Origin of the sequence: Terriglobus roseus DSM 18391 (assembly GCF_000265425.1) — a bacterium.
Classification (GTDB): Bacteria; Acidobacteriota; Terriglobia; order Terriglobales; family Acidobacteriaceae; genus Terriglobus; species Terriglobus roseus.
In genome coordinates, this window is the sequence record NC_018014.1 from 1,437,580 (window position 1) to 1,451,898 (window position 14,319).

Consider the following 14,319-nt stretch of genomic DNA (forward strand, 5'->3'; position numbering starts at 1 on the left):
GCCCTCAACCGCTTCTTCCAGAGCCTGTCTCAATAGACTCGCAACTATGGAAATCCTCCGTATCGAGAGCGCTGCGCGAGCGAAGCCGGTTCTCTCCGTCCGTAGCGGGCATCTGTTGCTGTGGAGCTTAGTTGCACTCGCATGCCTGCAGGGCTGCCGCCGCGATGAAACAAAACGAGAAGCCGCGGAAGCTCCCCCGAGCACACCGCAGGTGGTGGAAGCCGGAACGTCGAACACCGTCCACGTGGACCAAGCGAAACTCTTTCCAATGGTGGCAGCCGATCAGCGCTCTGTCTTTGACACGCTGAACGTGACAGGAGCGGTGCAGCCAGACGTCTCGCGTGAAGTGCCTGTGCTGTCCATTGCGAATGGAAGGGTCACGGCGTTGCATGTCGGGCTGGGTGACACCGTGCGCAAGGGGCAATTGGTGATGGAGGTACAGTCGCCGGATGTGGCGCAGGCCTTCATGAGTTACCGGACGGCGCTCGCTAACGAGCAACTTGCAAAGACTACGCTGACGCGCGATCAACTGCTCTTCGACAAGGGGGCGATCGCGAGGAGCCAACTGGATGTCGCAGACAATGCAGAGACGGATGCGCGCGCTGCTTTGCGTGCGGCTGAGCAGGAGTTGCGCATCCTTGGTGTGGACAAAGATCATCCAAGCGATTCCGTTCGTGTCTACGCGCCGATCTCCGGCATTGTAGTCGCGCAGAACACAACTGCTGCCGGTGCTGCAGGTATCAACTTCGCTGGAGCCGCTGGCTCATTCACAATCGCGGACCTCTCGCATGTGTGGGTTGTCTGCGATGTCTATGAGAACGATCTAGCCAGCGTGCACCTGGGTGAGAGTGCAGAGATCCGTCTAAGCGCCTTCCCGGATAAAGTGCGCATCGGTACGATCTCCGACATCGGATCGATTCTCGATCCGTCGATCCGCACAGCGAAGGTGCGTATCCAGGTACAGAATCCGGACAACCTGCTGCGCATCGGTATGTTTGCGACGGCAACGTTCCGCGGTGTCAAGGCGCACAACGCTGTGACGGTGCCTGGCACCGCGATCCTCCACCTCCACGATCACGACTTTGTCTACATGTCCACCGCGACGGCTGGAAGCTATCGTCGCGTGCCGGTGCAAGAAGGACATACGTTGCCGGGTGGCGCGGTGGAGATCCCGTCCGGTCTTAGCGCGGGGCAACAGGTCGTAGCGAATGCACTTGAGCTGCAGAACACGGCAGGTCAGTAGTGATCCGGAAACTTGTGGACTTCGCACTGGACAACCGATTCCTTGTGATCGTGATGGCTATTCTGCTCTTTGGCTGGGGTGCGATCTCATTCCATAACCTGCCCGTGGAAGCATACCCCGACGTTGCAAACAACTACGTCACGGTCATCACGCAGTGGCCAGGTCGCGCCGCGGAGGAGGTGGAGCAGCAGGTCACGGTGCCGCTTGAGATTGGCTTTGCCGGTATTCCGCACATGACGCATCTACGGTCTACATCGCTCGCCGGTTTGTCGAGCGTGACCATGATCTTCGACGATGACAGCATCAACGACTGGAATCGTGAGAAGGTCGTAGAACGTATGACGCAGGTGACGCTGCCGAACAATCTGCAGCCGCAGATCGGCACGGACTGGAGTCCCGTCGGTCAGATCTACTGGTACACGTTGCAGAGCAACAACCCGCTGTACGACACCATGGCGCTCAAGAGCCTGGAGGACTGGACACTCGAGAAGAACCTGCGCACAGTACCCGGCGTCGTGGATGTCTCAAGCTTCGGGGGCCCCACTCGCGAATACCAGGTGACACTCGACCCGGCGAAACTGGTCTCGTATGGACTCAACATTGCGCAGGTGAAACAGGCGCTGGCGTCGAACAATACCAACGCCGGCGGCAGCTTCATCGAGCAGGGCGCACAGCAGATCAATGTCCGTGAGATTGGTCTGTTCGCCAGTACAGAGGACATCGCGAATACGCCGTTAAAGGCACAGAACGGCACGGCGTTGCGGGTGCGCGACATTGCGACGGTGGTGCAGGGACCGAAGATCCGACTGGGACAGATCGGTCGAACGATCCGATCCGCAGATGGGAAACTGATCGACGATCCAGATGCGGTGGAAGGCATTGCGCTACTGCAGAAGGGGGCGAACTCCGACGAGACGTTGGAAGCGATCCATCAGAAGGTCGATGAACTCAACGACCGTGTGCTGCCGAAAGGCGTCAAGATCGTGCCGTTTCTGGATCGCAGTAACCTACTGCACCTGACGACGCATACGGTTCTGCACAACCTCACCGAGGGCATCGTCCTCGTCGTCATCATCCTCTTCCTCTTCCTCGGCAATCTGCGTGGCGCGTTCATCGTCGCCATCACCATTCCGTTCGCGTTGCTCTTCGCATCCATATGCCTGGACCTCAAGCACATCCCTGCGAACCTGCTGTCGCTGGGCGCGCTCGACTTTGGCATGGTCGTCGATGGTGCTGTCGTGATGGTGGAGAACATCGTTCGTCACCTGAGCCATAACCGTCGCGAAGATCTCACTGTGAACGAGCAGATTCGGATGGCTGCGCATGAGGTGCAGCGGCCTGTGTTCTATGCCATCGGCATCATCATCACGGCCTACCTGCCAATTTTCACGTTGCAGTCTGTTGAGGGCCGGCTCTTCAAGCCGATGAGCTGGACCGTTGCATTTGCGCTGCTGGGCGCACTCATCTTCTCGATGCTGCTGGCGCCGGTACTTGCGAGCTTCTTATTCAAGAAGGGGACAACAGAGTGGGAGAACCCATTGCTCCGCTGGTTGACCGGGCGATATCGCGTTGCCGCACAGTGGGCAATCGAGCATCGGTACGTCACCGTTGGAGTTGCAGGCGCAGCGCTTGCAACATCGATCATCCTGATCGCGACGGGCGTGGTTGGCTCTGAATTCCTGCCTCACCTGGATGAGGGCGCAATCTGGGCGCGCGGGACACTCGCGCCTTCCACAGGTCCAACGGAAAGCCTTGCCGTTGCGAACCGTGCCCGCATCATTCTTTCTTCTTTTCCCGAGGTGAAACAGGTGATCAGTCAGATCGGTCGGCCCGATGACGGCACCGATACGACCGGCTTCTTCAACACGGAGTACTACGTCGACCTGAAGCCGAAAGACGAGTGGCGCGGCGTCTTCCGCGAGAACAAGGACGAGCTGATCGACGCGATGAATCGACAGTTAGCAGAACTCCCAGGTGTCATCTGGAACTTTTCACAGCCCATCTCAGACAACGTCGAGGAGGCTGTCAGTGGTGTCAAAGGAGAGCTTGCGGTGAAGCTCTATGGTACGGACCTTAAGACACTGGAGTCCAAGGCTGACGAGATTGTCCGCGTGATGAGCACCATCCGAGGCATTCAGGACCTTGGACTCTTCCGCGTCATCGGTCAGCCAAACCTCAACTTCGTCGTGGACCGTGATGCTGCTGCACGCTTTGGCATCAACGTTGCCGACGTGCAGGATGCCATCGAGACTGCGGTCGGTGGCAACTCAGCGACGCAATTTCTCGATGGTGAGGCTCGCTACGATGTCATGACTCGTTACGCCGGGCCGTATCGGTCAACGCCGGAAGCCATCAACGATATCCGCATCGTCGCCCCGTCGGGAGAGCGGGTTTCACTGGCGCAGGTGACCAGGCTGCAAACGACGGACGGTGCGGAGGAAATCTATCGAGAGAATGGCCTGCGGTATGTCGCCATCAAGTATTCCGTGCGCGACCGAGATCTTGGTTCCACCGTCGAAGAGGCCATTGCGAAGGTTTCAAAGCAGGTGACTCTACCTGCGGGTTACAAGATTGACTGGGCGGGCGAGTACGAGAGCCAGAAGCGATCCTCACGCCGCTTGTTGATCGTGCTGCCAATCACCATCTTGTTGATCTTCATCATCCTGTACACGATGTTCGGTTCGGCCAAGTGGGCAAGCCTGATCCTGGCGAACGTTGCTATGGCTCCCATTGGCGGTCTGCTCGCATTGCTTGCTACCGGCACGCACTTCTCGGTGTCATCCGGTGTCGGTTTTCTTGCACTCTTCGGCGTGTCAGTGCAGACCGGCATCATCATGCTCGAGTACATGAATCAACTGCGCGCAAACGGTGATAGTCCGGAGAAGGCTGCTATTGAAGGCGCTGTGCTGAGGCTGCGCCCCATCCTGATGACCATGCTCGTTGCAACGCTGGGGCTACTGCCCGCGGCTCTGTCGCACGGCATCGGTTCAGACTCGCAGCGCCCCTTTGCCATCGTGATCGTGGGGGGCCTTGTGGGCGCTCTCATCATCAATGTTTTCCTTCTGCCCACCCTCTACGTCTGGCTCTCGACGAACGCTGATGTGCTGCCGGGCCAGGATGAGGAGTTTGCATCATGATCGCTCTTGCTTTGCGTCGAACATTCTCTTTGCTTGTCTTCTCTTTTGCGATGCCTGTCTGCTTCGCGCAGGGTTCCGGCGCTGGCGGTGGGGCTGCCGGTGCAGGATCTGCAAGCAACGGTGCCACGGGCGCTGCAGCACATGCGGCTGCCGAAAGCGGCGCGCCATCAGCCACCAGCGGAGGCACACAGAGCAGCGCCACACAGCCTGGATCTGGACCATCGACTTATGCCGCCGCAGCTTCTGCCGGTAGCGATCCGCGCGTTCCTCCCCACGCAAAGCCTGGCGCAATGACGTTGCAACAGGTGCTGGACCGTGCACGGCAACGCAACCCAACACTGCAGGCCGCACAGCAGAATCTCCATGCCGTCCGTGCACAGGAATTGCAAGCCGGTGTGCGTGCCAACCCTTATGTCGGCTTCGCGGGTTCCAACGTCACACTGCCGTCGGACGCATCGAATCCCTACGCATACTCTCTGCAGGTGTCGCGGCTTTTTGAACGTGGGAACAAACGCGAGTACCGTCTGGATAACGCTCGCGCCACGACTTCGCAGACGGAAGCGCAGTTGCAGGACACCATTCGGCAGACTGAGTTGAATGTCCGGCAGGCGTTCACGTCTATGCTCATCGCGAAGGAGGCATTGCAACTCACCCGCGCGCAGCTTGTTGATTTCCGTCATGAAGTGGAGATCGGACGTGACCGCTTTCAGGCAGGTGACCTTGGCAAGCTGGACTTCGAGCGCCTCGATCTGCAACTGGGCGCTTCGGAAGCTGATGAGCAGAACGCCGAGATCGCGGTGGAGCAGGCATCCGATCACCTGCAGATGCTGATGGGGATCGCTGTCTCTTCCCCAGACTTTGACGTGACCGGTCCTATCGTCCCGCCACCCGTCACGCAGACACGGGAAGAGGTGCTAGCAACAGCGTTGCAGCGCCGGCCCGATCTTCGAGCGGCTTCCTTTTCGATCGCCGCGGCCGATGCGGCCGCGAAGCTCGCGATAGCTCAGGGCACTGCGGATCCGACGCTCGAAGTGGAGTACGACAAGACTGGCACGGATAACTCGGCAGGATTTAACGTCAATATCCCGCTCCGCATCTTCGATCGCAACCAGGGCAACAAGGAGACAGCACGGCTTCAAGCGCAGGCTGCAGTGTTGACCGAGCAGGCGACGCGCAACCAGGTAGCTTCCGACGTGAATCAGGCATGGAGTGCCTACATTCATGCACGCGTGCTCTCTAACCGCTTTGGAGATCACTATCTGGATGAATCCGCTGATGTGCTCTCGATCGCGCGTTACGCATTCGACCACGGTGGACTTGCGCTCATAGACTACCTTGATGCACTGCGTGGTGCGCGAGCAGCGACCAGCGACGCGCTCAATGCGTACTCGCAGACATGGATGGCGATTCATACTCTGAGCGCAGCTGCTGGTGCAGATCTAGTGCCGTGATGTTGAACACTGTCCTCCAGCCTTGTGGCCGTACGCGCCTTATTCCACGGTGACGCTCTTGGCCAGGTTTCGCGGCTGGTCCACATCGCAACCCTTCTCAACCGCGATGAAGTAAGCGAGTAGTTGCAGCGGCACCGTTTCCAGGATGGGAAGGAGAGCTTCAGAAGCCCGCGGGATCGTGATCGTATGCTCTACGAGCGATGACACAGCCGTGTCCCCTTCCACAACGATCGCGATCACCCGTCCGCCTCTTGCAGTGACCTCCTGGATGTTGCTCAAGGTCTTCTCGTACTTCAAGACACTATCGGGATCATCCCCATCCTTGGTCGCAAGACAGACCACGGGAAGCGTCTCGTCGATCAGGGCGTTGGGTCCATGCTTCATCTCACCCGCAGGATAGCCCTCAGCATGGATGTAGCTGATCTCCTTCAGCTTCAGAGCGCCTTCCAGGGCGATGGGGTAGTGAATGCCGCGGCCGAGAAAAAGCACATCCGTTGCGTTTGAAAAGATTTTGGCCAGTCGCGCGCACACAGGGGCGGACGTGCGCAAAGCCTCTTCCATCGCCTTTGGCAGCACTTCTAACTCCCGCAAGATCGACTGGACCGCCTCTTGCGGCATGGTCTTTCGGCACTGAGCGAAATAAAGCGACAGAGTAAGCAGTGCGGCGATCTGCGCAGTGAAGGCCTTAGTGCTTGCGACACCAATCTCCGGGCCGGCATTTGTGGTGATACTGCCGCGTGCTTTGCGAGTAAGTGCGGCGTCGACAACGTTGCAGATGGAGAGTGTTGGAATGTCCCCTGCAATCATCTCCAATTGCGCGGCGAGCGTGTCAGCCGTCTCACCAGATTGGCTGATCAATAAGCCGATGTCGCGTGAACGCATGATTGGTCTGCGGTAGCGGAACTCACTCGCATAATCCACCTCGACCGGGATGCGAACCATCCGTTCCAAGAGGAACTTGCCGACGAGTCCGGCGTGCCAGCTCGTTCCGCAGGAAGCAATAAGAATACGTTCGGCGTGAACGATCTCGTCGTGGCTCAGATCAAGGCCAGGAAGTTCGATGTGACCGGATGCCGCTGATATTCTGCCACGGAGCGTGTCGCGCACAGCTCGCGGCTGCTCATAGATCTCCTTGAGCATGAAGTGCGCGTATCCGTTCTTCTCGGCTTGAATCGGATCCCAGGTGATGTGTTGTGGTGACCGCTTCAGAGGCTTCCCGTGGAAGTCACTGAAACTGATGCCGGATCGTGTCAGCACCGCAACATCCCCATCCTGCAGGAAAACAATATCGCGCGTGTACTGAAGGATGCCAGGGACATCGGACGCCAGGAAATACTCGCCATCCCCGAAACCAACCACCGCCGGAGGGCCACTGCGCGCAGCAACCAGCTTGCCCGGATCGTCGGTTGAGATGACACCAATCGCAAAGGCTCCAGTTAATTTCTTCACTGCTTGACTCACTGCCTTCTCAAGTGAGGGTGCTGCATCTCCGTCGTTGCGTTCGCGTAAATCGAGATACTCCTGTTCGATCAGGTGGGCGATGATCTCCGTGTCAGTCTCGGTCAGGAAGAAGTGGCCTTTTGCCTTTAACTGGTCTTGCAATTCGCAGTAGTTTTCTACGATACCGTTGTGCACGACCACCAGGGAACCAGTGCAGTCGCGATGCGGATGAGCGTTGGTCTCCGAAGGACGTCCGTGCGTCGCCCAACGGGTGTGTCCGATGCCATAGTCGCCCTGCAGCGGGTTCAGCGAAAGCGAACTCTCTAGGTTGCGAAGTTTGCCGGACGCGCGTCGGATAGACAGGCCGGTATCGGCACCTCCCAGCGCGATCCCCGCAGAATCGTAGCCGCGATATTCCAGGCGCCGCAGCCCGTCCATGATCACCGGCACCGCCGGCCTTGCTCCGATGTAACCAACAATTCCACACATATCCTGTCGTCCCTTCTAAGCGCGGCGAGAATGGCAGTTCGTTCGACATAAAGACAATGTTCTAAGACACCGCAAGGAGCTCATTGGTGAGAAACCATTGAACGGTTCTCGCAATGCCATCAGCGAAGCTCGCCAGTGGGACATAACTCAGCATTTGCATACTGCGCGTCAGATCCGCCTCAGAGTGCTGGATATCGCCCACTCTTGGTGCGGTGTAGCGTGGGCCGTGAGGAAAACACAAATGCCGCGCCAGCAGATCGTAGGTTTGATTGAGCGTGTAACTCCTGCCGCCGCCAACGTTGAAGACCTGCCCCGACACATCGCATGCTGGCGCGCCGCAAGCAAGCAGGTTCGCAGATACGACATTGTCGATATACGTAAAGTCGCGGCTCTGGCTGCCATCGCCAAAGATGAGGGGCGTCTCCCCTTTAAGCATCATCGAGATGAACTTGGCGATCGCGCCTGAATAGGGGGAGTCAGCACCCTGCCGTGGTCCGAAGACATTGAAGTATCGAAGGCACACACCTTCCATCCCGTAGACCCGCGAGAAGCTCCGCACAAGATGCTCGCCCGAAAGTTTCTGCGCGGCATACGGCGAAAGCGGATCCGGCAACATATCCTCGCATTTGGCCTGTTGAGACTTATTGCCGTAAGCAGAAGAAGACGCTGCATACACCACGCGAGAGACACGCGCATCTCGTGCTGCGATCAGAACGCTCAGCGTTCCATTCACATTCGAAGCGTGAGTGAGTTGCGGATCGTCAATCGAGCGTTGCACCGACGCCAACGCTGCTTGGTGCAGCAGAAAGTCAGCACCAATGCAACATTTGCGTAAACGGTCTGTTTCGTTGACATCCATGATGTGAAGATCAATCTCGCGGATAATCCCGTCGAGGTTGCGGATGTCACCGCCTGACAGGTTATCGACACCGGTAACGTCATGGCCCTGCCGCAGAAGTTCGTGAGCAAGAGACGATCCGATAAATCCGGCTATGCCAGTAATTAGGTAACGTGCCATCAGCGCATGCTCCTGAGCTTGCTAAGTGCTTTAGTCAGTGCGGAGCATTTGTCGTGCCAATAGAGCAATCGTTGGCAGGTGGCTGTTTTCGGGCCTCAGGATCATTGCGAGCTTCCGTCCCCAGCAGCATTGGGGCGTAGGAGCCTATCAAGAAACGCCACATCCTGACGCCAATCGCGATGCAGAAAGTGTGCAATCCATTGCATCGTTCGCGCCTGAGATCACGCGTACTCGGTCGATGAATCGTCATAAGCCCACGCCAGGGCCTGAAAGGGCCACTCCGAGGTGTGGTCGCGAACGTGCAAAACAAGATACAAACTGTGCCGCTGCGACTGCAATGGCCAGATGGAGGAGATGGATGCAGATTGTGAAAATGCTTAACCTCGAGCGTCAATACGCTTCTTTGCGGCCTGAGATTGACGCGGCAATCGGACAGGTGCTCGCCCGGCAGAACTTCATCCTGGGGGATGAGGTAGCCACGTTGGAGCAAGAGATCGCGATGTATTGCCGGACGGGGTATGGCGTCGGCGTGGCCTCTGGAACGGACGCATTGCTACTCTCGCTGAAGGCAGCAGGAGTGGGGCCCGGGGATGAAGTCATTGTGCCGGCGTTCACCTTCGTCGCGACTGCGGACACGGTTAGTCTCCTGGGAGCAACGCCAGTCTTCGCCGATATCGATCCAGCAAGCTACACCATGGACGTGACCACCCTCGAAGCGCTTGTAACGCCAGCGACCAAGGCGATCATTGCAGTCCATCTCTACGGACAGGCCGCTGATATCTTTCCCATTGCAACGCTCGCGAAAAAGTATGGACTTGCCCTGCTCGGCGATACGGCCCAGGCTCTGGGGGCGACCTACGCCGGCGAGCCCGTCTGTTCCTACGGCGACTTCGGCTGCTTATCCTTCTTCCCAAGCAAGAATCTCGGTGCATACGGTGACGGTGGCATGATCGTCACGGCCAGTGCTGAAGTTGCGTCATCGTTAAAGATGCTGCGAGCACACGGAAGCCGCAAGAAATATCGCAGTGAGACCTTGGGCTGGAACAGCCGGCTCGATGAAATTCAGGCGGCTATCCTTCGCGTCAAGCTCCCGTATCTTGACCAGTGGAACCGCGCCCGCAGAGAACACGCTGTCCGCTATAGCGATGCGTTGGGGCAGCTGGATGAGGTAGTCCTTCCGATCGTCGCGCCACGGTGCTCGCATGTGTTTCACCAATACACCATCCGCGTTCCAGAGCGCGACCGTGTGCAGGCGGCCTTAAAGGAGTTAGGCGTCGAATCGGCGGTGCATTATCCGATCCCTCTTCATTTGCAGCCGATGTATCGGTCGCTCGGTTACCAGCAGGGATCGTTACCAGAGGCGGAGAAGGCCGCTCGCGAAGTTCTTTCGCTGCCGATTTATCCGGATCTTGAGGAGTCTGAGGTCAATCGCGTTGTCAGGGCGGTCAAGCAGGCTCTGCTCAGCACGTCCGCGCGATCCAGGGTCGCGCTCTCCGGGGTGGCATGAGATGACGATCAGCGGAAAGGCATTGCCGCCACGCGCGGCGCTGTTGCTATCCCTTGATTTCGTGATGCTGGTCCTTGTCGCGCCGATGCTGTTCGTCCTCTCCTCCATCGCGATCGATCAGGAACGGCCGACGGGCAGTCTGCTGATGAGTCTCGGGCGCCTTATGGCTGTCGGGTTCCTCTGTCAGGTCATCTTTTATTACCACGAGCTCTACAACCTGCAGGTGATCCGCGTACGACGGGAGACGATGGCGCAGACGTTCAATGCCTTCGGGATGCTGTTTTTCCTCTTAGCGATGGTGTCCATAGCATCGCCCATGGCAACACCGGTGTTATCGCGCGCAGTGTTGTTCGCAGCTCTGATTGCCACCGTCACAATCATTGCAAGATTCTGGGCGTTGCCGCGCCGCCGTGAACAGGTGCTTGTTGTGGGGAGTGGAGAAGACGCGTCGGAATTGCAGGCGGTAATCTTTTGCAGTCCTGAGTGGAATATGGAAGTGTCGCGCATTGTTCTTCCGGCCGACCTCCAGTTCCTTTTGAACGACATGAATAGCTCGGAACACTTCGATCGCGTAATTGTCACGAATGTGCAGGCACAGTCACCGGCGAATCTGGCGTTACTGCTGGATCTGAAGATGGCTGGACGAGCGATTGAGGATGCACAATCGTTCTTTGAACGAGCCACCGGACGTGTGCGCGTGGATGAACTGGACGCGCAATCGTGCATCTTCAGTGATCGTTACGCGAATCGCACCGCCAAGCGTGTGATCAAGCGTGTCTTCGACTTAGTCCTTGCGAGCACGTTACTCGTCCTTTCGTCGCCTCTTATGGCGGTCACGGCCCTTGCTTTGTTACTGCAGCGGGACGGACCAGTCTTCTACCGGCAACCCCGAACGGGGCTCTTCGGGCGCACATTCAATATCACCAAGTTTCGATCGATGGCACCGGTCAAACCTGGTGAGTTAACGGGATGGGCAGGCGAGGACACACACCGCATCACAACGTTGGGGCGTCATCTTCGGAAGTATCGCATCGACGAACTTCCCCAACTGATTCACGTATTAAAGGGTGAAATGAGTATGGTTGGGCCGCGGCCTGAGCAGCCGCATCTTTGCACGATGCTTGAAGCGCATATCCCGTTCTATCGTCACCGTCACTCAGTTCCGCCCGGTCTTACAGGATGGGCGCAGGTCCGTTATCACTATGGCGCAACCGTCGAAGAATCAAAGCGGAAACTAGAGTATGACCTTTTCTACGTAAAGCATCTCTCGGTGTGGCTTGATTGTGCCATCGCCCTGGAAACACTGAAGGTCGTTCTTGTAGGACGCGGCGCGCTCTGACAAAAGAAAGGAGGGGCATCGAGATGCCCCTCCTGCGGAAGTGATTCGTTTAAGAGTTATTGATACGCACCCATCGTGGGTGTCTCGCTGCGAGGCACGCCAATGATGTCGATGGGAGAGGCCTTCGTCGTGCTACCGGATGACTTCGCTGGAGACTGTGGTTGCAATGCGAAGTTGGTCGACGAAATAAACTTTGGATCAGAGTTCACCGGAGCGCGATCAAAGGCAGGTGCGGGCCCTGCTCCGTACCAGAGGTTGTTTGACCCACTGACATTCTGCGATCCACTTTCGATGTAGGGCTGTGCGGTGGAAGGCTGCGAACAGATGTTGTTCGTAAGCTGCATTCCAGCTCCTGCAAACACAACGCCAAAGCAGCCGTTCTGATTGCCGATCTTGTAAGCACCGGCGTCGACCACCGTGTTGTTGTAAACCTGGACCGTCCCACTCGTAGAGCCAGCCGGGTCAGAGTTGATCGCGATACCCGCTTCGTTGGCAACACCGTACGGGTTGCTCGCAAGCGCGGCGTGAGCCACCACGTTGTTATATACCTCGACCGTGCCCTTTGAGGGATCGACCGAAGCAAGTCCGATGCCGTCGCAATAGCTGTTCGTGATGACGTTGTCGTGGATGTGGAGGTCGTACTGATTGGCGCCGACTGTCGCGTGGAACATGATGCCGCGGCAGTAGCCCTTGAAGTTCTGTCCCACGTTGTTCCAGCCGATATCGGCATGATTCACGTTGGAAGAGAAGTAGACGGCGTGGTAGGTCTTATCAACGTTTCCACCGGTGTCATGCACGTTATTACCGTGGAATACCCATGTCTCAGCGGGATTGGTCGTTTCTCCAAGCACGCATGCGGTACCGCCAAGGCCGCTCGGCGGAGCCGGGCAGGAGAGGCTGTTGTTGATGATACGGACGTTGCCCGCCTCCGCATCAATGGCCGAGTTCCGGCCCTGAATGCTGAGGTTTGCGATGGTGATGTACTTGCCCCATCCTTTAACGCCATTGTCAACGGAAGTACTGCCAACGTTCACCGTGCCACCAGGATAGCCGACAATGGAGAGCTGATTGGTTGGCGAGGATCCGCCAATGTCCGTCGAGATCGAAGCCCTGTATCCGCGGCCATCATCAGCACTTACATTGGTTCCGGGTTCGAGATAGATCACCGTGTTCTGCGACGGCGACTTCGAGTCATTGGATGTGACGGAGTTAAACGCCGCGCGCCATGTCTTGAAGGGCGAAGCGAAGGTGCCGGAGTTTGAGTCGCTACCGTTTGGCGACACAAAGAGGATCGTCGTCGGCGTCACAGTAAAGGGCACGCCGTTCGACGCGAGTCCGTTGGCTGTGACGACGATCTGTCCAGTGGTTGCAGAGCCGCCCAGTTGAGCAACGATTTGTGTGTCGCTCCAGGAGCAGAGGCTGCAGTTGGTCACCAGCAGACCGCCCAGGGCGACCGTGCTGTTGCCCTTCGAAGCTCCGAAGTGGCTACCAAAGATTCGAACGTAAACACCGTTTCCATTGTCGCCGCCGGAACCGCTTCCCACATTCAGATCGGTGTAATTGATGTGCGGGTAGACTGTTGATCCCGTCGAGGGAGCCTGGTTTACCGTCACGTTGATTGCACTGGTGGTGGAGTTCGCCCGCGAGTCCGAAGCCTTGATCGAAGGTTTGGAGGTACCTGCAGTGGTGGGCGTACCCGTAACGTTGCAACCGTTCAGTGTCAGGCCGGCCGGCAGGGAGCCACTCGCAAGCGAGCAGCTGTACGGGGCCGTACCGCCGCTCACACCGATGGTGCCTGTGTAATTGGATCCGGCAGTTGCTGCAACCGGGGAGGTGATCGTCAGATTGGTAACAGGGGCAGCATTCACAACCACAGGTATGGTTGCGCTGGACGTTGCAGCCGGAGAGTTGGAGTCAGACGCCTTCACAATGACGCTCGAGCTACCAGCCTTCGCCGGTGTGCCGGAGATCGTGCAGTTGTTGAGAGTCAGACCGGCAGGAAGACTTCCACTGGTAATTGAGCAGGTGTAAGGCGCTTTACCGCCAGACACTCCAATGACGCCCGTGTAGGCTTTCCCCGCAGTAGCGGAGGAGGGTGCTGAGATGGAAAGATTCGCAGGCTGTGCTGCTGCGACTGAGACCGCGAGTGCTCCGCTCTGCGCTGATGTTCCGCGAGAGTCGCGCACGGTTAGGGTGAACGATGAGGTGACGGCGCTGGTTGGCGTTCCTGCGACACTGCAGCCAGATAGGGAGAGCCCCGGATTCAGAGAGCCCGTTGCCAACGTGCAGGTATAAGGTGCGGACCCGCCGGTAGCGCTGATTGCGGCTGAGTAGGCCTTGCCAACAGTACCTGACGGCAAGGAAGTAGTTTGCACCTGCACAGCGCTGTACTGCGATGTCGAACGCCACCGCCACCGCCTCTGGGCAGCCAGAAGCATGGGCTCTTGGGCGTCCGGCGAGGCGGAAGCTCCCTTAGTAAAGGAACCACTTCCCGCGGGAAGACTCGTGAGAGGGGAAGAAGGCCGTTGATTGAAAGAGGCGATTTCCGAGATCGTGCCGACGTTGTTGGAGGAGGCTTCGCGAGTACTAGCCCATGCATTTGCGTTCAGCAGGGAGAGAGTGCATCCGAAAAGCGTTAAGAGTGCGGGAGCGTGTGCCCCGACCCTTGTGAATTGTGCAAACGGTGAGCGACCTA

8 protein-coding genes are annotated in these 14,319 nt (G+C 57.9%); 5 read left to right on the forward strand and 3 right to left on the reverse strand.

Annotated elements, in window-relative coordinates:
* Window positions 1-46: 46 nt before the first annotated feature.
* The 3 genes from TERRO_RS06055 to TERRO_RS06065 are packed head-to-tail and all read left to right on the forward strand — an operon-like array spanning window position 47 to window position 5,831.
* On the forward strand, window positions 47-1,243 hold the full coding sequence (locus TERRO_RS06055) for an efflux RND transporter periplasmic adaptor subunit (protein WP_014785112.1): 1,197 nt from the start codon (window positions 47-49) through the stop codon (window positions 1,241-1,243).
* Complete coding sequence (locus TERRO_RS06060; protein ID WP_014785113.1) at window positions 1,243-4,380, forward strand: efflux RND transporter permease subunit; 3,138 nt, start codon at window positions 1,243-1,245, stop codon at window positions 4,378-4,380. Before TERRO_RS06055 ends, TERRO_RS06060 begins: the two co-directional genes overlap by 1 nt.
* A complete protein-coding gene (locus TERRO_RS06065) occupies window positions 4,377-5,831 on the forward strand; it encodes a TolC family protein (RefSeq protein WP_014785114.1) in 1,455 nt (484 codons plus the stop codon). Before TERRO_RS06060 ends, TERRO_RS06065 begins: the two co-directional genes overlap by 4 nt.
* A gap of 39 nt (window positions 5,832-5,870) precedes the next feature.
* On the opposite strand, the gene glmS is transcribed toward TERRO_RS06065, so the two are convergent.
* Together glmS and TERRO_RS06075 are read right to left on the reverse strand one after the other, a co-directional pair.
* On the reverse strand, window positions 5,871-7,760 hold the full coding sequence (gene glmS, locus TERRO_RS06070; RefSeq protein WP_014785115.1) for a glutamine--fructose-6-phosphate transaminase (isomerizing): 1,890 nt from the start codon (window positions 7,758-7,760) through the stop codon (window positions 5,871-5,873).
* A 61-nt stretch (window positions 7,761-7,821) separates the two neighbouring features.
* Window positions 7,822-8,778, reverse strand: coding sequence for an NAD-dependent epimerase/dehydratase family protein (locus tag TERRO_RS06075; protein WP_014785116.1), 957 nt, complete (start codon window positions 8,776-8,778; stop codon window positions 7,822-7,824).
* Window positions 8,779-9,136: 358 nt separating this feature from the next.
* Between TERRO_RS06075 and TERRO_RS06080 the strand changes: the two genes are divergently transcribed.
* Both TERRO_RS06080 and TERRO_RS06085 read left to right on the forward strand, forming a co-directional pair.
* A complete protein-coding gene (locus TERRO_RS06080; protein ID WP_014785117.1) occupies window positions 9,137-10,285 on the forward strand; it encodes a DegT/DnrJ/EryC1/StrS family aminotransferase in 1,149 nt (382 codons plus the stop codon).
* 1 nt (window position 10,286) lies between these two features.
* Window positions 10,287-11,624 (forward strand): sugar transferase, encoded by a 1,338-nt coding sequence (locus tag TERRO_RS06085; protein WP_014785118.1) that lies wholly within the window; start codon window positions 10,287-10,289, stop codon window positions 11,622-11,624.
* Between the two features lie 56 nt (window positions 11,625-11,680).
* On the opposite strand, the gene TERRO_RS21890 is transcribed toward TERRO_RS06085, so the two are convergent.
* Window positions 11,681-13,984 (reverse strand): putative Ig domain-containing protein, encoded by a 2,304-nt coding sequence (locus TERRO_RS21890; protein ID WP_169315284.1) that lies wholly within the window; start codon window positions 13,982-13,984, stop codon window positions 11,681-11,683.
* Between the last annotated feature and the right edge of the window lie 335 nt (window positions 13,985-14,319).

Coding starts and splice junctions, on each gene's coding strand:
- TERRO_RS06055 (WP_014785112.1), top strand. CDS start 47: ATGGAAATCCTCCGTATCGAGAGCGCTGCGCGAGCGAAGCCGGTTCTC.
- TERRO_RS06065 (WP_014785114.1), top strand. CDS start 4,377: ATGATCGCTCTTGCTTTGCGTCGAACATTCTCTTTGCTTGTCTTCTCT.
- glmS (WP_014785115.1), bottom strand. CDS start 7,760: ATGTGTGGAATTGTTGGTTACATCGGAGCAAGGCCGGCGGTGCCGGTG.
- TERRO_RS06075 (WP_014785116.1), bottom strand. CDS start 8,778: ATGGCACGTTACCTAATTACTGGCATAGCCGGATTTATCGGATCGTCT.
- TERRO_RS06080 (WP_014785117.1), top strand. CDS start 9,137: ATGCAGATTGTGAAAATGCTTAACCTCGAGCGTCAATACGCTTCTTTG.
- TERRO_RS06085 (WP_014785118.1), top strand. CDS start 10,287: ATGACGATCAGCGGAAAGGCATTGCCGCCACGCGCGGCGCTGTTGCTA.